This is a genomic window from Achromobacter sp., assembly GCF_049647645.1.
Lineage (GTDB): Bacteria > Pseudomonadota > Gammaproteobacteria > Burkholderiales > Burkholderiaceae_B > Achromobacter.
This window is the reverse complement of the sequence record NZ_JBARYB010000264.1, coordinates 58,606-84,639: the sequence shown is the minus strand read 5'-3', so window position 1 is coordinate 84,639 and position 26,034 is coordinate 58,606. Positions and strand designations below refer to the sequence as shown.

At 67.0% G+C, this 26,034-nt stretch carries 26 protein-coding genes; 11 read left to right on the top strand and 15 right to left on the bottom strand.

Going from position 1 to position 26,034, the window contains the following annotated elements:
- Nucleotides 1-35 precede the first annotated feature (35 nt).
- Genes WBB14_RS30135 through WBB14_RS30125 form a run of 3 tightly spaced genes read left to right on the top strand, consistent with a single transcriptional unit; the run spans nucleotide 36 to nucleotide 3,238 of the window.
- Nucleotides 36-1,199, top strand: a complete 1,164-nt coding sequence (locus WBB14_RS30135; protein WP_424243014.1) for an ABC transporter substrate-binding protein — start codon at nucleotides 36-38, stop codon at nucleotides 1,197-1,199.
- Between the two features lie 16 nt (nucleotides 1,200-1,215).
- On the top strand, nucleotides 1,216-2,286 hold the full coding sequence (locus tag WBB14_RS30130; protein ID WP_424243013.1) for a Rieske 2Fe-2S domain-containing protein: 1,071 nt from the start codon (nucleotides 1,216-1,218) through the stop codon (nucleotides 2,284-2,286).
- 1 nt (nucleotide 2,287) lies between these two features.
- On the top strand, nucleotides 2,288-3,238 hold the full coding sequence (locus tag WBB14_RS30125) for a PDR/VanB family oxidoreductase (protein ID WP_424243012.1): 951 nt from the start codon (nucleotides 2,288-2,290) through the stop codon (nucleotides 3,236-3,238).
- On the opposite strand, the gene WBB14_RS30120 is transcribed toward WBB14_RS30125, so the two are convergent.
- Nucleotides 3,235-3,894 (bottom strand): GntR family transcriptional regulator, encoded by a 660-nt coding sequence (locus WBB14_RS30120; RefSeq protein ID WP_424243042.1) that lies wholly within the window; start codon nucleotides 3,892-3,894, stop codon nucleotides 3,235-3,237. The genes WBB14_RS30125 and WBB14_RS30120 overlap by 4 nt on opposite strands.
- A 350-nt stretch (nucleotides 3,895-4,244) precedes the next feature.
- Between WBB14_RS30120 and WBB14_RS30115 the strand changes: the two genes are divergently transcribed.
- Nucleotides 4,245-5,147, top strand: a complete 903-nt coding sequence (locus WBB14_RS30115) for a dihydrodipicolinate synthase family protein (RefSeq protein ID WP_424243011.1) — start codon at nucleotides 4,245-4,247, stop codon at nucleotides 5,145-5,147.
- 16 nt (nucleotides 5,148-5,163) lie between these two features.
- On the top strand, nucleotides 5,164-6,129 hold the full coding sequence (locus WBB14_RS30110) for a Bug family tripartite tricarboxylate transporter substrate binding protein (protein ID WP_424243010.1): 966 nt from the start codon (nucleotides 5,164-5,166) through the stop codon (nucleotides 6,127-6,129).
- Between the two features lie 77 nt (nucleotides 6,130-6,206).
- On the opposite strand, the gene WBB14_RS30105 is transcribed toward WBB14_RS30110, so the two are convergent.
- The 3 genes from WBB14_RS30105 to araD form a co-directional block, all read right to left on the bottom strand.
- On the bottom strand, nucleotides 6,207-7,196 hold the full coding sequence (locus WBB14_RS30105) for a Bug family tripartite tricarboxylate transporter substrate binding protein (protein WP_424243009.1): 990 nt from the start codon (nucleotides 7,194-7,196) through the stop codon (nucleotides 6,207-6,209).
- A 57-nt stretch (nucleotides 7,197-7,253) separates the two neighbouring features.
- Nucleotides 7,254-7,964, bottom strand: a complete 711-nt coding sequence (locus WBB14_RS30100) for a ribonuclease activity regulator RraA (RefSeq protein ID WP_424243041.1) — start codon at nucleotides 7,962-7,964, stop codon at nucleotides 7,254-7,256.
- 61 nt (nucleotides 7,965-8,025) lie between these two features.
- Nucleotides 8,026-9,756, bottom strand: coding sequence for an L-arabinonate dehydratase (araD, locus tag WBB14_RS30095; RefSeq protein ID WP_424243008.1), 1,731 nt, complete (start codon nucleotides 9,754-9,756; stop codon nucleotides 8,026-8,028).
- Nucleotides 9,757-9,878: 122 nt separating this feature from the next.
- Here araD and WBB14_RS30090 point away from each other — a divergent pair, with 122 nt between their 5' ends.
- The gene (locus WBB14_RS30090; protein ID WP_424243007.1) at nucleotides 9,879-10,568 is read left to right on the top strand and encodes a GntR family transcriptional regulator; all 690 of its coding nucleotides are present in this window, start codon (nucleotides 9,879-9,881) and stop codon (nucleotides 10,566-10,568) included.
- 149 nt (nucleotides 10,569-10,717) lie between these two features.
- Nucleotides 10,718-11,272: a surface-adhesin E family protein gene (locus WBB14_RS30085; protein WP_424243006.1), complete on the top strand. Its 555-nt coding sequence runs from the start codon at nucleotides 10,718-10,720 to the stop codon at nucleotides 11,270-11,272.
- Nucleotides 11,273-11,315: 43 nt separating this feature from the next.
- On the opposite strand, the gene WBB14_RS30080 is transcribed toward WBB14_RS30085, so the two are convergent.
- The 7 genes from WBB14_RS30080 to WBB14_RS30050 all read right to left on the bottom strand — a co-directional run bounded on the left by WBB14_RS30080 (nucleotide 11,316) and on the right by WBB14_RS30050 (nucleotide 18,175).
- Nucleotides 11,316-12,428, bottom strand: coding sequence for an acyl-CoA dehydrogenase (locus tag WBB14_RS30080; protein ID WP_424243005.1), 1,113 nt, complete (start codon nucleotides 12,426-12,428; stop codon nucleotides 11,316-11,318).
- Between the two features lie 149 nt (nucleotides 12,429-12,577).
- Nucleotides 12,578-13,870: an O-acetylhomoserine aminocarboxypropyltransferase/cysteine synthase family protein gene (locus tag WBB14_RS30075; RefSeq protein WP_424243004.1), complete on the bottom strand. Its 1,293-nt coding sequence runs from the start codon at nucleotides 13,868-13,870 to the stop codon at nucleotides 12,578-12,580.
- Nucleotides 13,871-13,988: 118 nt separating this feature from the next.
- The gene (locus tag WBB14_RS30070; RefSeq protein ID WP_424243003.1) at nucleotides 13,989-14,705 is read right to left on the bottom strand and encodes an SDR family oxidoreductase; all 717 of its coding nucleotides are present in this window, start codon (nucleotides 14,703-14,705) and stop codon (nucleotides 13,989-13,991) included.
- 124 nt (nucleotides 14,706-14,829) lie between these two features.
- Nucleotides 14,830-15,258, bottom strand: coding sequence for a ubiquinone anaerobic biosynthesis accessory factor UbiT (ubiT, locus tag WBB14_RS30065; RefSeq protein WP_424243002.1), 429 nt, complete (start codon nucleotides 15,256-15,258; stop codon nucleotides 14,830-14,832).
- Nucleotides 15,255-16,148 (bottom strand): U32 family peptidase, encoded by an 894-nt coding sequence (locus WBB14_RS30060; RefSeq protein WP_424243040.1) that lies wholly within the window; start codon nucleotides 16,146-16,148, stop codon nucleotides 15,255-15,257. Before WBB14_RS30060 ends, ubiT begins: the two co-directional genes overlap by 4 nt.
- Nucleotides 16,145-17,161: a ubiquinone anaerobic biosynthesis protein UbiU gene (gene ubiU / locus WBB14_RS30055; RefSeq protein ID WP_424243001.1), complete on the bottom strand. Its 1,017-nt coding sequence runs from the start codon at nucleotides 17,159-17,161 to the stop codon at nucleotides 16,145-16,147. The genes WBB14_RS30060 and ubiU overlap by 4 nt, the downstream gene beginning before the upstream one ends.
- A gap of 63 nt (nucleotides 17,162-17,224) precedes the next feature.
- Nucleotides 17,225-18,175, bottom strand: a complete 951-nt coding sequence (locus WBB14_RS30050) for a LysR family transcriptional regulator (protein ID WP_424243000.1) — start codon at nucleotides 18,173-18,175, stop codon at nucleotides 17,225-17,227.
- 182 nt (nucleotides 18,176-18,357) lie between these two features.
- Here WBB14_RS30050 and WBB14_RS30045 point away from each other — a divergent pair, with 182 nt between their 5' ends.
- The 4 genes from WBB14_RS30045 to WBB14_RS30030 are packed head-to-tail and all read left to right on the top strand — an operon-like array spanning nucleotide 18,358 to nucleotide 22,133.
- Nucleotides 18,358-18,891, top strand: a complete 534-nt coding sequence (locus tag WBB14_RS30045) for a thiamine pyrophosphate-binding protein (RefSeq protein ID WP_424242999.1) — start codon at nucleotides 18,358-18,360, stop codon at nucleotides 18,889-18,891.
- Between the two features lie 13 nt (nucleotides 18,892-18,904).
- Entirely contained in the window at nucleotides 18,905-19,504 is a 600-nt protein-coding gene (locus tag WBB14_RS30040) for a thiamine pyrophosphate-dependent enzyme (RefSeq protein WP_424242998.1), read from the top strand.
- On the top strand, nucleotides 19,501-21,114 hold the full coding sequence (locus tag WBB14_RS30035; protein WP_424242997.1) for a GMC family oxidoreductase: 1,614 nt from the start codon (nucleotides 19,501-19,503) through the stop codon (nucleotides 21,112-21,114). Before WBB14_RS30040 ends, WBB14_RS30035 begins: the two co-directional genes overlap by 4 nt.
- Before the next feature lie 35 nt (nucleotides 21,115-21,149).
- Nucleotides 21,150-22,133, top strand: a complete 984-nt coding sequence (locus WBB14_RS30030) for a Bug family tripartite tricarboxylate transporter substrate binding protein (protein WP_424242996.1) — start codon at nucleotides 21,150-21,152, stop codon at nucleotides 22,131-22,133.
- A gap of 48 nt (nucleotides 22,134-22,181) precedes the next feature.
- Here the strand turns inward: WBB14_RS30030 and WBB14_RS30025 are convergent, their stop codons facing one another.
- From WBB14_RS30025 to WBB14_RS30010, 4 genes are all read right to left on the bottom strand, one after another.
- Nucleotides 22,182-22,853 (bottom strand): response regulator, encoded by a 672-nt coding sequence (locus WBB14_RS30025; RefSeq protein ID WP_424242995.1) that lies wholly within the window; start codon nucleotides 22,851-22,853, stop codon nucleotides 22,182-22,184.
- Nucleotides 22,854-22,864: 11 nt separating this feature from the next.
- On the bottom strand, nucleotides 22,865-24,802 hold the full coding sequence (locus WBB14_RS30020; protein ID WP_424242994.1) for a type IV pili methyl-accepting chemotaxis transducer N-terminal domain-containing protein: 1,938 nt from the start codon (nucleotides 24,800-24,802) through the stop codon (nucleotides 22,865-22,867).
- A gap of 77 nt (nucleotides 24,803-24,879) precedes the next feature.
- Nucleotides 24,880-25,377: a molybdopterin-guanine dinucleotide biosynthesis protein B gene (mobB, locus tag WBB14_RS30015; RefSeq protein WP_424242993.1), complete on the bottom strand. Its 498-nt coding sequence runs from the start codon at nucleotides 25,375-25,377 to the stop codon at nucleotides 24,880-24,882.
- Nucleotides 25,374-26,033 carry a carbonic anhydrase gene (locus WBB14_RS30010; protein ID WP_424242992.1) on the bottom strand — a complete coding sequence of 220 codons (660 nt, stop codon included), beginning with the start codon at nucleotides 26,031-26,033 and terminating at the stop codon, nucleotides 25,374-25,376. Before WBB14_RS30010 ends, mobB begins: the two co-directional genes overlap by 4 nt.
- Nucleotide 26,034 lies beyond the last annotated feature (1 nt).

Here is a 26,034-nt window from a genome sequence, read left to right as displayed (position 1 = left end):
CGCGCAGACCGGCGTTTCCACAAGGAGACAAGATCTTGAAACCCCTTCTACACCCCGTGCGCGCGGTGCTGGTTTCGTGCGCCCTGCTGTCCTGTAGCGCCGCCTCGGCCGATGTCGGCGTCGGCGTCGGCGTCATCCTGTCGCTCACCGGTCCGGCCGCGTCGCTGGGCGGCCCGGCCAAGAATGCGATAGACCTGCTGCCGCGCGAAGTCGCGGGCGAGGCGGTGCGCTACATCGTGCTGGACGACGCGTCCGACGCCACCGGCGCAGCCCGCGCCTTCCGCCGGCTGGTCGACGAGCACAACGTGGACGTGGTGCTGGGCACCTCGGTCACGCCCGCCACCCTGACCCTGCTGCCCATCGCCCAGGAGAAGAAGGTGCCCTTGATGAGCCTGGCGGCCGGGGCCAAGCTGGTCGAACCCATGGACGCGCAACGCCATTGGGTGTTCAAGGTGGTGCAGAACGAGAATCTGATGGTGGCCAGCACCGTCGCGCATATGCAGGCCGCCGGCGTGAAGTCGCTGGGCTACATCGGTTTCGCCGACGCCTACGGCGACAGCTGGCTGGCCGAAGTCTCCGCGCAGGCTGCGCGCGCCGGCATCAAGCTGGTCGCCACCGAACGCTACGTGAAGACCGACACCAGCGTCACGGCGCAGACCCTGAAGCTGCTGGCCGCGAAGCCGGACGCGGTCATCGTGGCGGCGTCCGGCACGCCCGGGGCACTGCCGCAGAAATCGCTGCGCGAACGCGGCTATGCCGGCCGCATCTACCAGACCTACGGCATCGCCAACCGCGAGTTCCTGCGCATCGCCGGCAAGGACGCCGAAGGCGCGCTGTTCGCGGTGGGCCCGGTCGTGGTCGCCAGCCAGCTGGACGAGTCCAACCCGGTGCGCGCGGTCGCCATGGACCTGACCCAGCGTTATGAAGCCGCCCACGGCAAGGACTCCATGTCGGTGTTCGCGGCCAACGCCTGGGACGCCGCCATCGTGCTGCAACAGGCCTTGAAGGCCACGCTGCCCAAGGCCAAACCTGGCACGCCGGAATTCAGGGCGGGCCTGCGCGACGCGCTGGAAGCCACCCGCGACGCCGTCACCTCGCAAGGCGTGTCCACCATGTCGCCCACCGACCACGTCGGCTATGACGAACGCGCCGCTGTCATGGTGCAGATCAAGGACGGCGCCTGGCGCTACGTCAAGTAAACACAGGAGCAAACCCATGTTCATCAAAAACACCTGGTACGTCGCGGCCTGGGACCAGGAAGTCAGCGCGGACGGCCTGTTCTCGCGCACCATCATCGGCGTGCCCGTGCTGATGTACCGCGATAGCGCGGGCCGGCTGGTGGCGCTGGAAGACCGCTGCTGCCACCGCGGCGCGCCCTTGTCGGTGGGCCGGCGCGAAGGCGATTGCGTGCGCTGCATGTACCACGGCCTGAAGTTCGACCCGACCGGCACCTGTGTCGAAGCGCCAGCGCAGGCGCGCATTCCGCCGCAGGCCAGGGTGCGCACCTTCCCGGTGGTGGAGCGGCACCGCTGGATCTGGATCTGGATGGGCGACCCGGAACGCGCCGACCCGGCCCTCATCCCCGACACCCAATGGCTGGACCATCCGGACTGGCGCAGCCTGGACGGCTACATCCATTACGACGTCAACTATCTGCTGATCGCCGACAACCTGCTCGATTTCTCGCATCTGCCCTTCGTGCACCCCACCACCCTGGGCGGCAGCGAAGACTATGCCTCGGTATCGCCCAAGGTCGACCGGCTGCCCGATGGCGTTCGTATCACGCGCTGGACGCTCAACACCGAAGCGCCTGCCTTCGCAAAGAAGGTCCGCGAGTGGCCAGGCCTGGTGGACCGCTGGAACATCTACAACTTCACGCTGCCCGGCATCCTGCTGATGGATTCGGGCATGGCTCCGGCAGGCGGCGGCGCGCAGGAAGGCAATCGCGCAGGCGGGATCGAATTCCGCGGCTGCCAAGCCCTGACGCCGGAGACCGCGACATCCACCCACTATTTCTTCGCGCATCCGCACAACTTCTCCATCGACCGGCCCGACATCACCGCGTCCATCCATCAGAGCGTGGTGGACGCCTTCGACGAAGACCGCGACATCATCACCGCGCAGCAGCGCTCCTTGTCCCTGGCGCCCGACTTCAAGATGGTGCCGCTGTCCATCGACGCCGCGTTGTCCCAGTTCCGCTGGGTGGTGGCGCGCCGCGTCGAGGAAGAGCAGCAGCAGGCCGCGGCTGGCGGGTCCGCCGTGCACGCGGCTCAGGCGGTGGCCTGAGATGCGGCGGTTGATGGTCAGCCGCATCGTGCGCGAGGCGAGCGGCGTGCTGGGCCTGCATCTGCGCAGCCCCGACGGCGCCATGCTGCCGGCATTCGAAGCCGGCGCGCATGTGGATGTGGCGCTGGGCAATGGCCTGCTCAGGCAGTACTCCCTATGCGGCGATCCGGCGGAGCTGGGCGTCTACCGGCTGGGCGTCGGCCTCGCGGCCAATTCGCGCGGCGGCTCGCGCTACGTCCATGAACAGCTGCGTGAAGGCGACCTGGTGGATATCGGCGAACCCAGGCAATTGTTCGGGCTGCATGCGCAGGCCGCATGCCACGTCTTCATCGCGGGAGGCATAGGCATCACGCCCATACTCAGCATGATCCATGCATGCGAAAAGCGCGGCGAGCCCTGGCGCCTGCTGTATTGCGCGCGCGATCGCGACGCGGCCGCCTATCTGCCCGAACTCGCCGTCCACGGCGAACGCGTGCATCTGCATGTCGACAGCGAACGAGGCGGCGCGCGCTGCGACCTGGACCGGTATCTGAGCGAGCGGCAAGCGGCGGGCCTGCATGTCTATTGCTGCGGGCCGGGGCCGCTGATGGATGCGGTGGCCGCCGCCTGTGAACGCGGCGGCATCCTCCCAGCCCGCGTGCATTTCGAGCGCTTCGCCGCTGCCGCGCCCCCCGTGGCGGAAGCCGCCGCGACTTTCAAGATCAGGCTGGCGCGCAGCGGCGGCTGCCACGAAGTGCCGGCGGACAAGTCCGTGCTGGACGTCTTGGAGGCGGCGGGCGTCGCCTGGCCCCACTCCTGCCGCGAAGGCCTGTGCCGCAGCTGCGAGGCCGGCGTGCTATCCGGCGAGGTCGAGCATCGCGACTATGTGCTCAGCGACGAGGAACGCGCCGCCAACCGCAGCATGATGGTCTGCGTGTCGCGCGGCTGTGGCACGCTGGAGTTGGACGTCTAGGCCGGTTCCTGCAAGGCCGACGCATCCAGCAGATGGTCGACGATGGCGAGTATCTGCTCGGCGGCCTCGGCGATGTGCCGTTCCAACGCGGCCTCGGCCTGTTCGGCCCGGCCCTGCCGGGCGAGCGCAATCAGTTCGCTGTGTTCGTCGTGGGCCTGTTGGCGGATCGGCGCGTTGACGATCTGGAAGCGGAAATAGCGTTCGGATTTTTCATGCAGCGCGCGCACCATGGCCAGCGCGGCGGGCCGTTGCGCCGAGCGGTACAGCAGTTCATGCAGCTGCCAGTTCAGGCGGCCCCATTGCTCGGGCTCGGCGGCGTCCATCTGCGCCACCACCTGGCTGGCCAGGTCCAGATCCAGGACCTCGCGCTGCTGCACGGCCAGGCGGAACAGCCACGGCTCCAGCCGCAGGCGGATATCGAAGAACTCCTGCACCTCGGCCCGCGACAGCATGGACACATAGGCGCCGCGGTGCGGGATCATGTCGATCAGCCCTTCGGCGCTGAGCTGGCGGATGGCCTCGCGCACGGGCAGGCGGCTCACGCCCAGTTCCTCGGCGAACAATTCCTGGCGCAGCGCGGAGCCGGGAGGAATCGCGCCCGACAGGATGCGGTCGCGCAATTCGTCGACCACCAGTTCGACGGCGGTCTTGCGCACGAGACGGCCGGGAGTAGCGGCCTGGGGACGGGACTGCGGAGGAGCGGAAAGCGGCGAATTCTGGGACACGTATAACCTGCCTGGTTGAGCCGCCGGGCGGGAGCCGCACGGCGTAGGGTTGCCGGAACCGGCCCCGTCCATGCCCAGGAAAACCCCGAGAGACAGCCGGTGCCCGCAGCCCGTTTAATGTGAGTATATTGGATCCATGATCCAGTTCAAGCCGCCACTCCCTGAGCGACGGCCCGAGGCCCCAGCCTCGTTTTTTTAAGTCCCATATTTTTGGATCCAATATCCAATAACCAACATCCAACCGGAACAAGCCGGATGGACCACGCATCAGGAGTCGCAGCATGAGCATTCAATGGCAAGGCGTATTCCCCGCCGTCACCACCAAGCTGAAACCCGATTTTTCACTGGACCTGGAGGCTATTGGCCAGGGACTGGAACGCCTGATCGAGAACGGCGTGGGCGGCGTGGTGATGATGGGCATGGTGGGCGAAAACGCCCAGCTCTCGCCCGAAGAGAAACTGCAGGTGCTGCGCACCGCCGTGGACACCGTGCGCGGCCGGGTGCCGGTGGTCTCGGGCGTGGCGGAAACCGGCACCGCGCGCGCCGCCGCCTTCGCCCAGGAAGCCGCGCGCATCGGCGTGAACGGCCTGATGGTGTTCCCCGGCCTGACCTACAAATCCGACGCCCGCGAGACCGTGGCCTTCTACCGCATGGTGGCGCGGGCCAGCGCCCTGCCCATTCTGCTCTACAACAACCCGCGCGGCTACGGCGTGGACCTGACGCCGGACCTGGTGGCGGAACTGCTGGAAGAGCCCACCATCGTCGCCATCAAGGAGGAATCCTACGACACCACCCGCGTGACCGACCTGATCACGCGCTTTGGCGACCGGCTGGCCGTGGTCTGCGGCGTGGACGACCTGATTCTGGAAAGCGCCGCGCTGGGCGTGACCGCCTGGGTGTCGGGCATGGCCAATGCGGTGCCCAAGGCCTCGGTCGACCTGCTGAAACTGGCCGTCGAAGGAGATTTCGTGCGGGCCCGCAAGCTCTATGCCGCGCTGACGCCGTTGTTCCACCTGGACACGGTGGTCAAGCTGGTGCAGCACATCAAACTGGCCGAACACCTGATCACCGGCAGCGCCGAAGCCGTCAAGCCGCCGCGCCTGGACCTGGCCGGAGCCGAACGCGAACGCACCATCGCCATCACCAAGCAGACGCTCGCGGACCTTTCCGCCTTGGGCTACTGATACCGGAGCCGCCACCATGCGCCCCTACCGCCTGTCCGCGCTGGCCATCAGCGCCCTGTCCGCAGTTTCCGTCCTGTCCGCCGCGCATGCCGCGGACTACCCCGCCCGCTCGATGGAACTGGTGGTCGCCTACCAGCCCGGCGGCGGCAGCGACAACACCGCGCGCGCCATCGCCGAGGCGGTGCGCCCGCCGCTGCTGGCGCAGCCCACGGTGGTGATCAACAAGCCCGGAGCCAGCGGTTCCATCGGCTGGGCCTACGTCGCCAACGCGCAGCCCGACGGCTACCGGCTGGTGCTGATGACGCCCGAAATGCTGGTGGTTCCCTTGATGGGCATAGGCAAGACCACGGTTGGCGACTTCCAGCCCATCGCCCGCTTCACCGACGATCCCTCGTCGGTCACGGTGCGCGCCGATGCGCCCTGGAAGACGGTGGAGGAATTCCTGGCGGACGCGAAGAAGAATCCCGAGCGCGTTGCCGTGTCCAATGCCGGCATAGGCACCGTGCCGCACATGGCGGCCGCGGCCCTGGGCGAACAGGCCGGCGTGAAGTTCGTGCACGTGCCCTACCAGGGTTCGGCCCCGGCCATCATGGGCCTGCTGGCGGGCGACGTGCAAGCCACGACAGTCGCCTACGCCGAACTGCAGCAGCACGTCGAAACCGGCAAGCTGCGCACCCTGGCCGTCATGGCGCCCAAGCGCCTGGACAACCTGCCCGCCGTGCCCACCATGAAGGAAAAAGGCGCGGACCTGCAGTTCAGCGTCTGGCGCGGCATCGGCCTGCCCAAGGCCACGCCCGCGGCCGCGGTGGAGAAATGGCGGGCCGCAGCCCGCCAGGTGGCGCAATCGCAGGACTTCCAGGCGCTGATGCGCAAGCAGAACCTGACGCCCTCCTACGCCGACCTGCCGCAGTTCACGGCCGACGTGCCGCGCCAGGAGGAGGCGTTCAAGGCGCTGGTGCCGAAGCTGAATTTGAAGCCGTAGGCTTGAAGCCCTGATTGTTGAACCCTGAACGGCAGCGGGCGCGGCGCCGACGCGTCACGCCCGCAAGCCTGGCCCGTCTACTCGACCGTCGCGCCCGACTTCTTCACCACTTCCGCCCAGCGCGGGATTTCAGTCGCCATCAGGTCGCGCAGCTGATCCGGCGTGCTGCCGACCAGTTCCATCCCCATGGTCTTGCCCAGCTTCTCCTGCACGTCCGGCTCTTTCAGGATCACCGCGATTTCCTGCGCCAGCTTGTCGAGGATGGGCTTGGGCGTGCCCTTGGGCGCGTACACGGCCTGCCAGGACGCCATCTGGAAGCCCGGCACGCCGGCTTCCTGCATGGTCGGCACCTCGGGCGCGAGCGCGATGCGGTCCTTGGTCGTCACGGCCAGCAGCTTGAGCTTGCCGGTCTGCAGCAAGGGCAAGGCCGCGGTCATCTGGTCGAACATGAAGGTCACCGCCCCCGACGACACGTCCACCATGGCGGGCGGCGTGCCCTTGTACGGCACGTGCGTCAGCGGCACGCCTATCATGCTGGAGAACAGTTCGCCGGCCAGGTGCGTGGAGGTGCCCGCGCCGGAGGACGCGAAGGTGCGCTTGCTCGGGTCGCGCTTCAACAGGGCGATCAGGTCGGCAACGGAATTCACGCCCAGGTTGGGATCTACCAGCAGCACGTTGGGCAGGTAGGCGATCAGCGAGACCGGCTCGAAATCCTTGACCGGGTCGTACTTCAGGTTCTTGTACAGGCTGGCGTTGATGGCGTGCGTGCTGATGGTGCCGCCGAACAGCGTATATCCATCCGGCGGGGCCTTGGCCACATAGGTCGCGCCGATGCCTCCCGCCGCGCCAGGCTTGTTTTCGACGATGACGTTCTGGTGCAGGCGGTCGCCCAGCTTCTGCGCCAGCACCCGGCCCACCACGTCGGTCGAACCGCCCACGGTGAATGGCACCACATAGGAAATCGGCTTTTGCGCGGGCCAGTCGGCAGCCTGGGCGGGCAATGCCAGCGCGCCCAATACAGTGGTGGCCAGCAGCGCGGCCAGCGCGCCGCGTCGTTGCGTATTCATGGTTGTCTCCTGCCTCTTGTTTGGCTTATGGGTTGCCGGCTGCGCCGGCGGCAAGGCTCAGCGGCCCTGTTGCTTGCGCCAGGCGGCGAACTTGTCCTTGGCGCCCGGATCGGTGGGCGGATACAGCCCGAGAATGGACGCGCCCTGCTGCACCTCGCTGGTCACGAAATCCTCGAAGGCCGTCATCTCCACGGCCTCAATGGCGATCTCATCGGCCAGATTGGCGGGTATCACCACCACGCCCTCGCGGTCGCCCACGACGATGTCGCCTGGCCACACCGCCACGTCGCCGCAGCCGATGGGCGCGTTGATGTCCAGCGCCTGATGCAGGGTCAGATTGGTCGGCGCCGACGGCCGCTGGTGATAGGCGGCAAAACCCAGTTCGGCGATCTCGGGCGAATCGCGGAAACCGCCGTCCGTCACCACGCCGGCCACGCCGCGCTTCATCAGCCGCGTGACCAGGATGGAGCCTGCGGACGCCGCGCGCGCGTCCTTGCGGCTGTCCATCACCAACACCGCGCCTTCCGGGCAGGTCTCGACCGCAACGCGCTGCGGATGGGCGCGATCCTCGAACACCTTGATGGTGTTCAGGTCCTCGCGGGCGGGAATGTAGCGCAGGGTAAAGGCCGGACCGACCATATTCGGCAGCGCGGCATTCAACGGACGCACGTCCTGGATGAACTGGTTGCGCAAACCGCGCTTGAACAAGGCCGTGCACAGGGTGGCGGTGCTGACGCCAGCCAGGCGGGCGCGGGTTTCGGGATTCATTTGGGACACGATGGCTCCGGGGGGGGGGCTGAAGACTGTGGGGATGGAACTCGGGTGGCGCCTAGAAGATCTCGGGCTCGGGCACCGGCGCGCCGAAGCCGGTTTCCAGGAAATCGAAATCGCAGCCGTCATTGGCCTGCAGGATGTGCTTCGAGTACATCCAGCCATAGCCGCGTTCGTAGCGCCTGGGCGGCGGCGTCCAGGCGGCGCGGCGCGCCGCCAATTCGTCGTCGCTGACGTTCAGGTGGATGCTGCGCGCGGGCACGTCCACGGAGATCAGGTCGCCCGTCTTGACCAGCGCCAGCGGGCCGCCGACATAGCTTTCCGGCGCCACGTGCAGGATGCAGGCGCCGTAGCTGGTGCCGCTCATGCGGGCGTCGGACAGGCGCAGCATGTCGCGCACGCCCTGCTTCACCAGCTTGGTCGGAATCGGCAGCATGCCCCATTCCGGCATGCCGGGACCGCCTTGGGGACCGGCGTTGCGCAGGATCATGATGTGGTCGGCGGTGACGTCCAGGTTTTCGTCGTCCACCGCGGCCTTCATGCTGGGATAGTCGTCGAATACCAGGGCCGGACCGGTGTGGCGCAGATACTGCGGCGCGCAGGCGCTGGGCTTGATGACGCAGCCGTCAGGCGCGATGTTGCCGCGCAGCACGGCCAGCGCGCCTTCGTCGTAGATGGCGCGGTCCAGCGGGCGGATCACGTCGTCGTTGTAGACCTCGGCGCCGGCGATGTTCTCCCCCAGCGTCTTGCCGGTGACCGTCATGGCGGACCTGTCCAGATGATCGTGCAGCCGCGACATCAGCGCCGGCAGCCCGCCCGCGTAGAAGAAGTCTTCCATCAGATAGGTGTCGCCGCTGGGCCGGATGTTGGCGATCACCGGCACCTTGCGGCTGGCGGCGTCGAAGTCGTCCAGGCCCACGGCGCAGCCGGCACGGCGCGACATGGCGACCAGGTGCACGATGGCGTTGGTGGAGCAGCCCATGGCCATGGCCACGTTGATGGCATTCTTGAAGGACGCCAGGCTCAGGATGCGCTGCGGCGTAAGGTCTTCCCAGACCATCTCGACGACGCGCCGGCCGCACTCGGCCGACATGCGCATATGGTTGACGTCTGCCGCCGGGATCGACGATGCGCCCGGCAGAGTCATGCCTATGGCTTCGGCGATGGCGGTCATGGTGCTGGCGGTACCCATGGTCATGCAGGTGCCGTAGCTGCGGGCGATGCCGCCTTCGACCTCGGTCCATTGTTCCTGCGTGATCTTGCCGGCGCGGCGCTCGTCCCAGAGCTTCCAGGCGTCGGAGCCCGAGCCCAGTATCTTGCCCTTCCAGTTGCCGCGCAGCATGGGGCCGGCCGGCACGTAGACACAGGGCAGCCCGGCGCTGACCGCGCCCATGAGCAGGCCTGGCGTGGTCTTGTCGCAGCCGCCCATGAGCACGGCGCCATCCACCGGATGGCTGCGCAGCAGTTCCTCGGTCTCCATCGCCAGGAAGTTGCGGTACAGCATGGTGGTCGGCTTGACGAACGATTCCGACACCGAGATCGCCGGCAGTTCCACCGGAAAGCCACCTGCCTGGAACACGCCGCGCTTGACGTCCTCGACGCGCTGCTTGAAGTGGCTGTGGCAGGGATTGAGGTCCGACCAGGTATTGATGATGGCGATGATGGGGCGGCCCGCCCAGTCGTCGGGGCCGTACCCCATTTGCATCATGCGGGAACGGTGGCCGAAGGAGCGCAGGTCGTCCCTGGCCATCCAGGCGGCGCTGCGCAGGCTTTCGTAAGAGCGTTTCATAGGGCGTGGCGGTGTTTCGTGATGGCGACCGGGCCATTTAAACACTAATACATTAGTGCGTCAGCTAGGTAAAAACCCGCTAAACTCCGTTACTCTTCAGGCCCCATTCCGCACGCGACCCGATGCAAAGCACCAAGCTCAGACTGGACCGCTCGCGCCACGCCGCGCCGCAGGTCTTCGAACACCTACGCGAACAGATCGTGTCCCTGGAACTCGCGCCCGGGGCGCCGCTGTCGCGCATCACCCTGGCGGAAACCTACGGTCTGAGCCAGACCCCGATCCGCGACGCGCTGATGCGCCTGGCCGAGGAAGCGCTGGTCGAAATCTACCCGCAGCACACCACGGTGGTCAGCCGCATCGACGTCGCCGCCGCCCGCGAGGCGCATTTCCTGCGCCGCTCGCTGGAACTGGAGATCGTGCAGGTGCTGGCGCAGCGCCCCGACCCGCTGCTGTTCAAGCGCCTGCAGGCCAGCATCGACCTGCAGCGCGCCAGCCACGCCAGCGGCCAGTACCAGCATTTCATCGACGCCGACCAGGCCTTCCACCGCGACATGCACGAAGCCGCCGGCGTGGCCCGGCTGTGGGAACTGGAGCAGCGCTACAGCGGCCACCTGGACCGCCTGCGCCGCCTGCACCTGCCTGAAGCCGGCAAGGCCGAACGCATCCTTGACGATCACCAGCGCCTGCTGGACGCCATCGTCGCGCAGGATCCCCTGCGCGCCCAGCAGGTGCTGCGGGAACATCTGTCTGGCACCCTCAGCCAGGTGGCCGAGATCTGCAAACGTTATCCGGAATATGTGCAAACGGCTTAGCGCCCATCAACACTAAGGCGTCTCTCTTAGCGTCAACACGTCCTAAGGCGCATTCGCGCCGCGTGCGCCCGCCCTGCCCGGTATGATCGGGTACACGCCACGGCCACAAGCCTGGCGACGGCGCGTAGCGCCCCCACCGGAAAACACCAATGACCGTTAGGCACGCATCCCTCATCGCGCTGGCCGTGGCCGCTTGGGTCCACCCCGCGCAGGCCGCCCCGCCCGGCGCCTGCGAAACCATTACCGTCCGCGAAGGCGATCCGGTACCCGCCGGCGCCTGCGCCGTGAACATCGTGCCGCACGATCCAGGACCCGGCGGCATGCTGTCCGCCGAAGCCGACTGGCTGCCGGTGGACCCGCAAGCCATGCCGGGCGTGTTCTACGACAGCGCATCGATCAAGATGGTATCGGAGCGTCCAGCCGTCATGGCCGTTAACGTGGCCTGGTTCTACGCCCAGCCCAAGATCTCCGCGGCCAATGGGCAACCCTACCGCTCCGTGACCCAGCCGGTCACCATGAACTGCTCCGCCGGCACCTATACCGTCAGCCAGGTCGTGCACCACGCGGGCGAGAATGCCACCGGCCCCATTGTGGAGTCGCTGCCCCCGCCCGGCATCCGCAATGCGCCAATCGCGCAAGACCCGGTGCAGCGCAAGCTGCGCGAGATGGTTTGCCCGGCGAATGGCAAAGGCCCACGCAAGTAAGACTGCACCGTTCCGATAACGCCGCGCTGCCGCGCAGGCGCAGTCATCCGGCGGTGTTGGCCGCCAACCGCGCCTGGCGCTTGACCAGCTCGGTTTTCAACTGCACCAGGCTGGGCGTGACGATGGGCAGGAACGCGGCTTCGCGCCAGCGCCGCGCAAAGCCCGCTCCCGCCGGCAGCAGATAGGCCGCGCCGCCGCTGGCCTGCAATTCCAGCTGCACTGCCTGCTGGGCCGCTTCCGCCAATGCGATGCGGATTTCGAACAGCCGCCACGGCTCGGCCACGAAGCCGCCGTTGCGCACCCCTTCGATCAATCGGGAGGTCAAGGTCTCCACCTGCGCCGCCAGCGCTTGCAGCGGCTGGCCCAGGATGCCGCGCGAGGACTGCCCCAGGCCTGCCTGTTGGGCGGCGCGCAGGGCGCCCCGCGCCAGGCCGATGGACAGCGCGCACTGCATGCCGGCGAAGGCCGGCCTGGCCTGCGGCAGATACTGGCGCGCATCGGGATGGATCAGCCACTGCGGGCCGATGCGCACGCCGCTCACTTCCAGCGCCGCGGTATTGGTCGACTGCAGCGCCAGCAAGGACAGGTCCGGGCTGCGTTCCAGCCCCGCGATGCCATGCGGCAGCGCCACCACCGCCGGCGTGCCATCCGGCGCGGAAACGGCGGCGGCCACCAGGAAGCCCTGCGTCCGCAGGTTGGTGACCCAGGGCATCTGGCCATCCAGCACCCACTCATCGCCATCCTCGCGCGCGGCGATCTGCAGCGATTCGATGCCGCTGAGGTACTTCATGGCATTCGAGAGCGCGGTCGCGCCCGCCTGCTCGCCTTCCAGCAACGGCGCCAGCCATGCGTCCGTCAGGTCGGCGTTGGGGCTGCGCAGCAGGTACTCGATGAAGACGCGCTGGCTCCAGGCCACGAAGGCGGCCGCGACGGACAGCTCCGCCAATTGCGCTATCGCTTCGATGGCATCGCCGATATCCGTGTCCGGCAAGCCGCCGCGCGCCGCCGGCACGCCATGGCGGAAGGCATCGGCGGCGGCCAGCCGGGGCAGCACGGTCGCCGCATCCAGGCTGCCGTCGTCCAAGGCATCGGCGTGCTGACGCAGCCAGGCCTTCAGATCTGCCGGCAGCGCGGCGTGGGCGGGCGAACGGGCCATGAGGATCTCCTGCGGGTCATGATGGAAGCCAGTGCGCGCGCGTACTCGCGCACTTCCCCATGATGCCCGCAAACTGCTCTGCCCGGTCGACCGTATCAGCAGCCGGCGCGGGCAGCCCCGCGGCCGGCTTCAGCACGTGGCCCGGCTGGTCACACCTGCGCCAAGGCCTGGTCCAGATCGGCCAGCAGATCGTCGATGTGCTCGATGCCGATGGACAAGCGCACGGTTTCCTCGCGCACGCCGGCCTTCTGCAGCTCTTCGGGGTTGAGCTGGCGGTGCGTGGTGGACGCGGGGTGCGTGGCCAGCGACTTGGAATCGCCGATATTCACCAAGCGGGTGAACAGCTGCAGCGCATCCTGGAAGCGCGCGCCCGCCTCGCGGCCGCCCTTCACGCCGAAGGTGAACAGGCCGGGCGCCTTGCCGCCCAGGTACTTCTGCGCCAAGGCGTGGTCGGGATGGTCCGGCAGGCCGGCGTAGTTGACCCATTCCACCTTGGCATGCTCGCGCAGGTAGTTGGCGATCTTGACGGTGTTCTCGACGATGCGGTCGACGCGCAGCGCCAGGGTCTCGATGCCCTGCAGGATCTGGAACGAATTGAAAGGCGAGATCGCCGCGCCGGTATTGCGCAGCGGCACCACGCGAGCGCGGCCAATGTAGGCGGCCGGGCCGAAGGCTTCGGTGTAGACCACGCCGTGGTAGCTGACGTCCGGCGTGCTCAGGCGCTTGAAGCGCTCCTTGTGCTCGCCCCAAGGAAACTTGCCGGAGTCGATGATGGCGCCGCCCAGGCTGGTGCCGTGGCCGCCCAGGTACTTGGTCAGCGACTGCACCACGATGTCGGCGCCGTGCTCGATGGGACGCAGCAGGTAAGGCGACGGCACGGTGTTGTCGACGATCAGCGGCAGGCCGTGGCGGTGCGCCAGCTCGGCCAATGCGGCGATGTCGGTGATGTTGCCCAAGGGGTTGCCGACCGATTCCGCGAAGATGGCCTTGGTACGGTCATCGATCTGGGCCTCGAAGGCGGCCAGGTCGGACGGATTGGCGAAACGCGTGGTGATGCCGTATTGCGGCAGCGTGTGCGCGAACAGGTTGTAGGTGCCGCCGTACAGCGTGCTCGACGAGACGATGTTGTCGCCCGCTTCGGCGATGGTCAGGATAGCGTAGGTCACGGCCGCCTGGCCCGAGGCCAGCGCCAGCGCGGCGATGCCGCCTTCCAGCGCCGCCACGCGCTGTTCCAGCACGTCCGTGGTCGGGTTCATGATACGGGTGTAGATATTGCCCGGCACCTTGAGGTCGAACAGGTCGGCGCCATGCTGCGTGTCGTCGAACGCATAGGCCACGGTCTGGTAGATGGGCACCGCCACGGCGCGCGTGGTCGGATCGGGGCGGTAGCCGCCATGTACGGCAATGGTCTCAAGTCGCCAGGGCTTGTCTGGTTGGGTCACGCGTGTCTCCTTTATTGATGCTGATAGCGGTGTATGCCGTCCAGGCCGATTGTAGTTATGCGGGCTCGATATGGATACCGCCCGGCGCTCATAACCATATCACCGCAAGGCGCGCCGTTCAGAAGCGCTCGTCCATCAGCGCCGGCATCACGATTTCCCGCACGAACGATGCGTCCGACAGATGCAACAGCGTGCGCGTCATCGCCACCACGTCGTGCATGGGTATCAGGCTGCCCTCTCCCCGCAGGCTCGCGGTTTCCCTCGGCACCTCGAGGCCGTCATCCGTGTTCAGGTAGCCCAGCTGCAGGCAGGTCACCGCCAGCCGTCGCGCCCGGAAGCTCTCGCGCAAGGCGTCGGCGATGCCTCGCAGCGCGTGCTTGGATGCCGCGAACGTGACCTCCGGACGGCCGCTGCCGGCCAGGCCGGAAGTGGAGCCGGTCAGGATGATCTGCGGCTTGCGCGCGCCGAGAACGCGGGGAATCAGGCGCTGAAGCAACAGGATGGTTGCAGTGACGTTGATGTCCACCATGCGCGCGATTGCCGTCGGGGAGTCCGCCAGGAAATCGTAGCCTTCGGTGAATGCGTGCTCTTCCCACACGCCCAGGTTGTAGAGGATGGCATCGAGCGCTTCCGGCGCCTGCGCGGCAATCTGCTCGACGGCAGCCTCCGGCCGCGACAGGTCCGCTTCGATCCAGCGGAGTTCGCAGCCCGGCGATGCCGAGATGTCCAACGGCGCGCGACGCGCCACGCCCGCAATCAACGCGGCGTCCTGGCTCAACCCCTCCACGAACGCCTTGCCCAGCCCCTTGCTGGCGCCTACCACCATGACCCGCATGCCAACCTCCGTCATACACGCCCGGGAAAACGGCAACGCTCCCTACGGCAACGACGCACGGTATAGCACGATCCTTCATGGCTTCCCGCAATGCCCGCAAGCAGCGGCGGGCATCGCGCAAGCATCAACGCGCTGCGCCAGCGCTTTGCAGCCACGCCGGCCGCGGCGCGGCATCGAGCCAGTTCTTGACGATCAGCCCCAACTCGGTGTCGCCCGAGATCCGCAGCCGGCGTTGGAAGAACAGGGTATCGGCGTCCGTCTCCGAACGCATCAAGGCCAGCAGATCGGCCAGCCTTGCGCCCAATTCCAGTTCGGCGGCAGCCCCGCCCCATACCGGGCGAAAAGCCCCTTGCCGCACGGCGAAGCTGCTGCGCAGGCCCAGATCCTCGACGGTGATGGCGAAGCTGCGGCCCTCCAGCTCGGCCGGCGGCGTCAGCCATTTCAACCGTCGCGCCACCTCCAGCCCGGCGGTGAAGTGCAGCGAGATGAACGGCGCGGGCAGGCGCCGGCCCAGCCTGGCAAACACCGCGGGAACTTGGATCGCGGCGCTCATGCCGCCGCCTCCAGCAGATCGATGCCGGGCTGTCCATAGAAGTAGCCGTTGCAGCGGACCATGCCCGCAGGCGGCTGCGCCTCGAGCGGCGCCAGGCCGCGCCGCGTCGCATCCAGCGCGGCGATCGCTTCCAGCGTACCGGCCGATTGCGGACTCACCCGCAGCACCTGCACGCCCATGGCAGCGAGCTCTGGCGCCTGCGACAGCAGGTCCAGACAGGCGCCCGACTGCACCTGGATGCCGTTGATCGCGAGAAAGTCGCGCGATTCCCGCGTGCGCATGTCCAGGCCGTCCGGATGTTCGATGCAGCGAAAGCCGCAATCGTCCTTCTTCAGACGAAAGTGCCGCGCAGTGAAGCAGCGCGCCGAGAATGCCAGCGCCATGCGGCCCCACACCATGACTTCCGCCTCCAGGCCGGCGGGCTTTTCAGCCATCAGGCGGGCCAGCGTCTTGCTGTCCATTTCCAGCGGCGCGACGAAGCGCGCCGCTCCGCGCCCGGCCAGCCATTCCAAGGTGCCGCCGTGATAGGCATTGATATGGGGACCGGCCACGAAGGCGCGGCCGTTCAGGTGCCGCACCGCGCCCAGTTCGCCAGCCTCGACCATGAAGTCGTCCTGCCCGCAAAGCTTCTTCAGCGCGCTGGCTTCCGCGCCGGTCTCGATCAAGGTGCGGCCCGCCAGCACCACCGTCTTGCCGGCGTCGCGCAGGTCGCGCGCCAGCTCCAGCCAGTCCTCGGCGCGCAGCTCGTGCCTGCGGCTGCAGACGGTTTCGCCCACGTAGATGATGTCGGCCGGGCTGTCGGCCAAGGCCGCGTAGAAATCCAGCGTGTGCTGGCGCGGCCAGTAGTACTGCAGCGGTGCGACCGAGATCCGGTATGCGCTAGGTTTCATTTCCATGGACGTTCGAAGGCGCCTTGCGTGACTTGGGAACCCTCGGAATGGCGCGCCAGCATGGCGTTCCATTCGGGACGGGGCGAAAAGCGGGAGGCGTCCGCGTGCGCGCTATCCAAGGCCGCGCGCAGCGTCGACACCACCTGGGTGACATAGGCCGGGCTGCGCTGCCGCCCTTCGATCTTGACGGCCGACACGCCCATCTCCGCCAGGCGCGGCAACAGGCCGATGGCGTTCAGGCTGGTGGGCTCCTCCAGCGCGTGGTCGGACTGGCCGTCCACATCGAAGCGGCCCTTGCACAGGGTGGGATAGGCCGCCGGTTCACCCGGCTCGTAGCGGTCGATCAGGATGCCGTTCAGGCGCGCGTCCATGCGGCCGTTTTCCTCCGACCAGCGCACCGCATGCGCGGGCGAACAGACGCCCTTGTTGTTGGGGGAATCGCCGGTGGCGTAGGACGACAGCAGGCAGCGGCCCTCGGCCATGACGCACAGGCTGCCGAAGCCGAACACCTCGACCTCGACGCTGACGTTGGCGCAGATGCGCGCGACCTCGGCCAGCGTCAGCACGCGCGGCAGCACCACGCGGCGGATGCCGAACTGTTCCTTCATCAGCTCGATGGCGTCGGCGTGGGTGGCGGAGCCCTGCACCGACAGGTGCAGGCGCAGGTCGGGATAGCGGTCGCTGGCGTAGGCCAGGAGCCCGGCGTCGGCCATGATGACGGCGTCCGCGCCCAGCCCGTGGGCAGCGTCCACGGCGGCGCGCCACTCCGGCGCCCTGCCCGCCTGCACAAACGTATTGATCGCGAACAACACTTGCCGCCCGCGGCTGTGGGCCAGTTCCACGCCCGCGCGGATATCGCTTTCGGTGAAGTTGAGCCCGGCGAAGTTGCGGGCATTGGTGGCGTTCTTGAGCCCGAGGTAGACGGTATCGGCGCCGGCGTCGATGGCGGCCTTCAGCGCGGCCAGGCTGCCGGCGGGGGCCACGAGCTCCATGGGAGAGGTTCGAGTTTCCATGCCGGCCAGTCTATGGGGCCGCCACGCCCACGGCCTTGTCGCAGATCAAACGGCGACATCACCCTAGTCGCCATGGATCGCGGCGGAGGAATCCTTCAGCAATTTGATGAATCGATCTAGCAGCATGGGCCTCAAGCTCGGCGCCCGGCGCGCCAGCAGGGCCAAGGGAGGCAACTTGGGTTCAGAAACCATCGACAGGACTTTCAGGCCGCCCAGCCGCGCTTCCTCCTTGGCATGCGCCATGCGTAGCAATCCCAGCTCGACCGTATTCAAGGTGATCAGCGACCGGGTAGTCAACGGGGACAAGGCTTCCACCCTGTGCTCGGGCGGACTCATCCCGAGCTCCAGATAGACTCGCATGAAAGCCCGCCGCAACACCGACTCCGGCGGAGGAAGAATCCAGCGTTCGCCGCTGAGATCGCCCCATTTGATACGCCGACGCCTGCACCAGGGGCTCTTCGGCGACGCGACCACGGCCATCGAATCCTCAACCAGCCGTTCCAGACGCAACTCATCAATGCGCGCATTGCGCAGTTCCTCGTCCGTGATGGGACCGACCACGCAATCCAGCTCCCCCCCGAGCAACGCCGCAATCAGAAGGTTGATCTGTCCTTCCCGTACCGACACTTGCACCGCCGGCGCCTGCTTGAGCAACTGGGCCACGGCGAGCGTCGCATTGAGGTTGCCGCTGAGAGCGCCGACACGCAGCAGCCCCTGCTGCCCTTGGCGCTCGAGCTCAACTTCCTTCTCGATCGTCGCCAGTTCGCGCATCAGTATCGCCGCGCGCGCGATCAGCGCGGCGCCCGACCGGTTCGCCGCAATGCCTCGCGCGCTCCTTTCAAACAGCTGGCCGCCGAACATCTCTTCCACTTCGCGGAGCATGCGCGTGGTCGCCGGCTGCGACAGGTTCATCTGCTTGGCGGCCGCGTGAACCGTCGAGACTTCTCCGAGGATCTGCAACAACTCCAGATGGCGTGCGCGCAGACGGCGGACAAGTGAAGTGGGCATGTTCATGGCAATACCTAAAACGTATCGATTGATAAAAACAAATGACTAATACCGGATCAATCGCAAGCCTACACTTCTTCGCAGAGCTCGGGAATAGCGAGTTCGGCGCTACAGCTGGATGCCGAACTCGCACCCTGCCGAAGCAATGACGGCGGGCCGACATCAAACGAAAAATCAGGAGACCAGCCATGCCTTCCTCAATTCCGCCTGCAGTCAAGGGCAGCGCGATCGCGCGTGCCCTGTCGGACTGTGGCATCGATTCCGCGACCGTCGTGCCCGACTTCGTGCAGATCGCCACCCATCAATACCTGGATGCCGACCGCGGCCGCATCGACGTCACCTACTGCGCCAATGAGAATCAGGCATTGCACGTCGCCTCCGGCTTGTACGTCGGCGGCCGCCAGCCGGTGATCATGATGCAGAACCAGGGGCTCTATAACTGCGTCAATTCATTGAGGGCCTGCGGACTGGACGCGCGGATCCCTATGCTCCTGATGATTGGCCAGTTCGGACGGGAGTTCAGCAACTTCGGCCAGGAGATGCGGGCGTCCCGGCGCCACATGGTGAGTTTGCTGGAGCCGGTACTGGACGCGCTGACCATCGCCCATTGGAGCATCGAGACCGAGGCGGACCTGGGCGCGGTCGAAACAGCGTGGAACCACGCAAAACGCTCGCATACACCCGCTGCCGTCATTGTCGGCCGCCACACCGAATGGGATTGAACCGCATATGCCTATGACTACATTGGAAGCCTGCCGCGCCATCCACGCGGCCCGCGGCGACGCCGTCGTGGTAAGCACCATGAGCGCCATGAAAGCCATGGACGAGGTCGCCCCGGGTGCCCCCCTCGCCTTGTCGTCCGTCCCGCTGATGGGGGGAGCGGCGGGGCTGGCGCTAGGCATCGCGCTGGCGCAACCAGCACGTACCGTTGTTGTCCTGGACGGCGACGCCAGCCTGCTCATGGAACTGGGCGTCCTGGCTACCGTGGCGGGCGCGGCGCCGCCGCGCTACATCCATTTTGTATTTGCCAATGGCGTGCAATTCAACGGTAACGCCAATCTCGGCATGCCAGGTTGCGGAAGGGTCGACTTCGCCGCCGCGGCGATAGCTGCGGGATACGCCGCCGCATTCCACATCGGCGACGCGGCGCAGCTGGCTGCCGCGCTGCCTGACATCATGGCCGCCGCTGCGCCCGTCATGGTGGAACTGGCCATCACGCCCTGCCCCCCCGTCCTCGGGAAGGACAACCCCTTTCCGGAACAGCCGGACAAGCGCTTCCAGCGCATGGGCGACGAAGCCGCGCGACTGCGCGAGCGGTTGGGAGCAGACTGGTGAATCGGCCCGAGAACTATGAGTACATCGTCGTGGGCGCAGGCTCGGCGGGTTGCGCGCTGGCAGCCAGGCTGGCCGCGAGCGGCCGTTCGGTGCTGCTGCTGGAGGCGGGCGAGGATGACCGGTGGATCTGGATCCGGATACCCGCAGGCGTGGCATACATTCTTCGCGGCGAACGCGGGCTGCGCCGGTTCCACACCGAGGCCGAAACACACATGAACAACCGCAGCATTTTCTGGCCGCGCGGCAAAGTCGTGGGCGGCTCGTCTTCGGTCAATGGCATGATATGGGTGCACGGCGACCCGGCCGAATTCGACCGCTGGCGCGATGAATTCGGCGCGACCGGCTGGGGCTACGATGACCTGAAGCCGATTTTTCGTGAGATCGAGGGCTATGCGGGCGGTGATCCCGCCGTGCGCGGGCGCAGCGGGCCGGTTTCAGTCACTGAGTTCCGGTCGCGCCATCCGCTCATGGACGCCTTCGTCGATTCCTGTGTTTCCGCGGGCATCCCGCGCAATCCTGATTACAACGGTGTCGACTACGAGGGCGTGGGCTATATCCAGCACAACATCCGCAAAGGCTGGCGCTGGAGCAGCCGCGAGGCGTTCATCCGCCCCTTGGCGAAAGACGCAAACCTGCGCCTGCAAACGGGCGCGCTGGTATCCAGGATCCTTTTTGACGGAACCACGGCCACGGGCGTCGAATACCGGCATGGTGGCCAGCTCGTCAAGGCCAACGCTAGCCGTGAGGTAATCCTCTGCGCCGGCGCAATCCAATCGCCCCAGATACTGGAACTATCTGGCATCGGCCAGCGCCACTTGCTGGACAGACTTGGCATCCCGGTCCTGCAAGATGCGCCCGCGGTTGGCGAGAATCTGCAAGACCATCTCCATACGCGGGTGACCTATGAATGCCGCAATGCCGTCACCCTGAACCAGATCATGCGAAATCCGCTACGCAAAGCCTGGATGGCCGCGGATTTCGCGCTGCGCGGACGCGGCATGATGAGCTGCGCCAGCGCCGTCGCGCACGCATTGGCCAAATCCGACCCAGCGCAGGCGCAACCGGATGTCAAGCTACAGCTGCATTGGCTATCCAGCCCAGATGCGCGCGACCCCAAGAAACTCGTGCTGGACGACTTTCCCGGCTTCTCCATCGGTACCTTCCCCTTGCGGCCGACGTCACGCGGCTCGGTGCACATCCGATCACGGGAACCGGGCGAAGCACCGGCAATCCGCGCCAACTATCTCTCCAGCGACGAGGACCAGCGAATTACCGTGGCTGCCATCGAATTGGCGCGCAAGGTCGCGGCGCAACCCGCGCTCGCCCCTTTCGTCGTCAGGGAAACCCGCCCAGGTCCCCGGCAGTTGCAAGGATCCGATCTGCTGGACTATGCAAAAACCATCGGACAGACCTCATACCATCCGGTGGGCACGTGCAGGATGGGAGCGGACGCTCAAGCCGTGGTGGACCCCTGCCTCAGGGTCAGGGGAGTTTCCTCGCTACGGGTGGCAGACGCATCAATCATGCCGACCATGTGTTCCGCCAACACAAATGCGCCCTCAATGATGATAGGGGAAAAAGCCGCACGCCTGATCCAGTCAGGCAATTGATTCAGGCCAGACCTGAGCAACACGAGGAGAAAAAAATGCCGACGACAACGTTCACCCGCATGCTGGCCCCGGCCATCTTATGCACCACCCTGCTTGGAGCTGGGCCGGCCCAGGCCGAGTCTGAATACCCAACGCGCCCGATCACGCTGGTCGTGCCCTTGCCTGCAGGCAGCGATACCGACACCATCGCCCGCCTGATGGCGGACGGGCTGGGACGCAGCCTGAAACAGCCGGTCGTGGTCGAGAATCGCGTCGGCGCTGGCGGCCAGATCGCGATGAAGTACGTGGCTACCGCCAAACCGGACGGCTATACCCTGGCCGCCCCGTTTCAAGCGGCCCTGACCTTGGTTCCGCACATCCGCAAGACGCCGCCCTACGATCCCCGGACGGATTTCACGCCGATCGGCCGTTTCGGCAGCCTGGGCATCGCCCTCGTGGTCCCGGAAGACTCGCCCTTCAAATCCTTTGACCAGCTTATCGCCAAAGCCCGCGCCGAGCCGGGAAAACTGACGTTCGCCTCGTTCGGCGTCGGTAGCGGCGGCCATCTCGCAGGGGAAATGCTGAACGCCGCAGCCGGCCTCAGCATCGTCCACGTGCCCTACAAGGGCACCTCCGAAGCCCGCGTCGGCTTGCTGCGCAAGGAAGTCGACATGGCGATTCTGGGCGACGGACTGGCGGCGCTGCTGGTCCACGACGGCAAAGCCAGGGCACTCGCCGTGCCCCAGGCGGCGAGATCCCCCCTGTTCCCGGACGCGCCCACTTTCAGGGAAGCGGGCATTCCCCTGGCTACTCAAGGTTGGGTGGGCCTGGCGGGACCGGCTGGCCTGCCCGCCGATGTCGTCCAAAAGCTTGAGGCGGCCCTGAAGGAGGCCGCAAGCACTCCCGGCCTGAGCGAACGCCTGGGGAAAATCGGACTGCAACTCGCGCCGACGGACGCCGCCGGATTCTCCAGGATCATTCAGGACGACTACGCGCTTTGGGGCAAGGCCGTCGATATCGCCGGCATAGAAAAGAACTAGGTCGCGAGACCCCTTTGGGCCTCCTGAAACCGTCCGGTGACAGCCGCCCTATTCTTCCGTGTACAACCCGTGCTCCACCGCATACACCGCGACCTGAACGCGGCTGGTCAGGTTGAGTTTCTTGAGCACGTTCTGCACATGGATCTTGACCGTGCTTTCGCTCACGTCCAGTTCGCGGGCGATGACCTTGTTGCTGGCGCCGCGCGCCAGCCACTGCACGATCTGGGTCTCGCGCGCGGTCAGGCGATGGCGCTCGGCGCTGCCCGCATTCTGCGGCGCCTGCGCCGCCAGGCTGGCTTGCCCGCGGAACTGCTCGACCAGCTTGGCGGTCATGCTGTCGGCGATGACCGGCTCGCCGCCTGCGGCGCGGCGGATCGCGGAGGTCAAGGCCTCGGCATCGATGTTCTTGACCAGGTAGCCGCGGGCGCCATCGCGCAGCGCCTGCCCCAGCTCGTCGGCCTCTTCCGACACCGTCAGGATGATGACCGCGCACGAAGGCAGTTCCTGGGTCAGCAATTGCAGCGTTTCCAGTCCGGACAGGCCCGGCAGGTTGAGGTCCAGCAAGACTACGTCGGGCTTGAGTTCCTTGGCGCGCTTCAGGCCTTCGACGCCGTCGCCGGCCTCGGCCACGACCTCGAAGTCGGGCTGGCGTTGCAGCAGCAGGCGCACGCCCGAGCGGAACAGGGTATGGTCGTCGACGAGGAGGATACGGATGGGCATGGTCAGAAAGTTCAGGCGGCCTGGCGTTCGCTGCCAGGCAGGGTCAGCGCGACGCGCGTGCCGGCGCCGGGCTGCGATTCGAGTTTTATCACTGCGCGCATGCGCGCGGCGCGCTCGCGCATGATGTGCAGGCCCACATGCGATTCGCCGCGCTCCGCGACCTCGGCCGGGTCGTAACCCTGGCCATCGTCGGCGATAACCAGGCTGAAGTCGCGGTCATTGGCGACTTCGATGCGCACATGGCTGGCTTCGGAATGCTTGCGGACATTGGACAGTGCCTCTTGCAGGATGAACAGCACCTGCAACTGCTCATCCGGCGGCAGCGGCGCGCCTTCGCCCCGGCCGAAGCGCAATTCGGTCTCGATCCCGGTCTGGCGCCGGAAACGCGCCACGGTGTCTTCGATGCCGGCCTGCAGGTCGCCCTGCGACAGCTTGGTGCGGAAGTTGGTCAGCAGCTCACGCACGTCCTGGTAGCTTTCGTCCACGCCGGTGCGCAGCAACGGCAGGATCTCGTCGATCTCCGCCTGGTCGCCGCGCTTGACGGCGGCGTCCAGCATCTGCAATTGCAGATTCAGGAAGTTCAGGCCTTGGGCCAGGCTGTCGTGCAGCCCCTGCGCCACCAGCCCGCGCTCGCGCACCACCGCCAACTGCCGCGCCTGGGCGCTCAGGCGGCGGTTGTCCAGGGCCACGCCCAGATGCTGGCCCAACGTTTCCAGCAGCTGGGATTCAGCCGGCGACAGGCGGCGTTGCCGGCGGAAATGCAGGGAGTACGACCCCAGCACCTCGTCGCGCGTGACGATGCGGAACACAGCCACGCTGGCGAAGCCGTCGCGCTGGCAGTTCAGCTCCGTCGCAGGCGGCGACTCGCGGAAATCCTGGATGACGATGACGCCGGCCTGCCGCGTGGCGACGCCGCAATAGCAGTCGTCCACCCGCATGCAATGCTCGGATTCGACCAGCTCGTCGGACAGCCCCACCGACACCATCAGGTTGAGCTGCTCGTTGTTGGGGTCCAGCGCCCGGATGCTGCCGCCCTCCGCGTCGAACTGCAGCATCACGCGCCGCAGGAAGCCGTCGCACAGCGCTTCGATCTCGTTGGGCTGGTTCAGGAAGGCGGCCATGTCATAGAGCGCGCCGATGTCGCGGTTCTGCGCGGCCAATTGGGCGGTCTTCTCTTCGACGCGCCGCTCCAGGCCGGTGTACAGATCCTGCAGTTCGTCGGCCATGCGGTTGTAGCCGCGCGCCAGCACGCCGAATTCGTCCTTGCTTTCCACCGGCAGGCGGGTGCTGAATTCCCTGGCGGCCATGCGCTGCAGGCCGTCGCGCAGGCGCAGCACCGGCGAGATGATCCAGAGATAAAGCAGGTAGATCATCGCCAGCGTGCCGGCGCTGGCGATCGCCGCCAGCACGCCCTGCGACAGGCGCAGCGAGGTCGTCTTGCCGGCGTTGTCCTGTTCGATCATGCGCACCAGCATGTCCGCCCGGGACACGAATTCCGGCAAGGTTTCCAGATAGGTGGCGGCGTCCGGCTGCGCCAGGGCGCGCCGGGCTGCCGGTTTCATGATGTCGTACCAGTAGGCAGCCACATCGCGCCATTGCTTGCGGATGGCCTCGTCGTTGGGGATGAACAACGGGCGGGCAGGATTGCCACGCGCCAGCCGGGCGATGGTGTCGTCCATCTGCTGGACCTGTTCATTGGTGCGGAACTCGCGCCCGGCCTGCGGACGCATCAGCTCCACCGCCACGCGGTTGGCCCGCATGCGCAGGCTGCCCGTGTCGTTGATGGCGGCGCCCGCGCCTTCCAGCTGCCAGGACAGCCACAGCGTCCAGCTGACCATGGACAGCACCACCACCAGCGCCACCAGGGAACTGATGACGATGCGCGTGGACAGGCGATGCCGGGGCGAAGGCAGGCCGTCGGCTTCGGCGGCGGTATCGGTGGGCTTCATGGCTTTCAACGCGGGCTTGCTCGAGGAATGCTGCGGGTTCCAGTGTAGCCGCTGCGCCGCCTTTCCCCGGCGGCTCTTCAGTCCAGCCCGAGCGTGCGGCAAATGAAATCCGCGACTTGCGCCGGTTCGTTGACCGGCAGGCAGGGCCAGCCGGCCTCCAGCGGTACATCGGTGACGACCGCCAGGAAACTGCTGTCTTCCGCATGCAGAGGGGGTTTGCCCAGCGCGGGCCGGTAGACCTCGATGCGCGGGATCGCGGCCTGCTTGAACCCTTCGACCAGCACCAGGTCGGCCGGCGCCAGGCGCGCCAGTTGCTCTTGCAAGGTGGGTTCGGGCGCATCGCGCAGCTCGTGGACGATGGCGTAGCGGAACGGCGAGGCCACCATCACCTCCAGCGCGCCAGCCTGCCGGAAGCGCGCGCTATCCTTGCCTGGCGGCTCCATCTCGAAATCGTGGTGGCTGTGCTTGATGACGCTGACCCGCAGGCCGCGCGCGGCGAGCAAGGGCAGCATGGCCTCGATCAGGGTGGTCTTGCCGCTGCCGGAACGGCCGGCGATGCCGAAAACTGGGGTCATGCAAGCTCCGTGAACAAGGGGCACACGATGGGCAGGAAGGCGTCCGCCCGCGCCGAGTATGCCAGCAAAGCGCCCGCCACCAGGTCGAAATACCAGCCGTGCAGGGTCAGGCTGCCCGCCTCCACCCCGCGGCGGACAAAAGGCAGGTCTTCCAGGTTGCGCAGCGAAATCAGGATGGACGCCTGCTCGCAGGCCCGCCGGCGCTCGGCGGCCGTCGCCTGCGGCATCTGCTGCAGCACCTGCCTGCGCGCCGGCTCGGCGATGTCCATCCAGCGCTCCAGGTAATCGGTCTCGCCGTCGCCCCGCGTGCGCCGGTCCATCAGCGCGCGTATGCCGCCGCAATGGGCGTGGCCCAGCACAATGATGCGGCTGACCTGCAGCTGCTCGACCGCGAACTGTATCGCGGCCAGCACGCCCTGCAGGCCGCGGTCGGTGCTGGCCGGCGGCACCAGGTTGGCGACATTGCGCACGGTGAAGATGTCGCCCGGATCGCAACCCAGCAGCATGGCCGGATCGACCCGCGAATCGCAGCACCCGACCAGCAGCGTGCTGGGGTGCTGGCCTTCGCAAAGATTGCGGTAGAGCGACGGCGCGTCTTCGTAATACTGCTGCTGGAAGCGCTGGAAGCCGTCGACCAGCCGTTCGATATCGCGCATC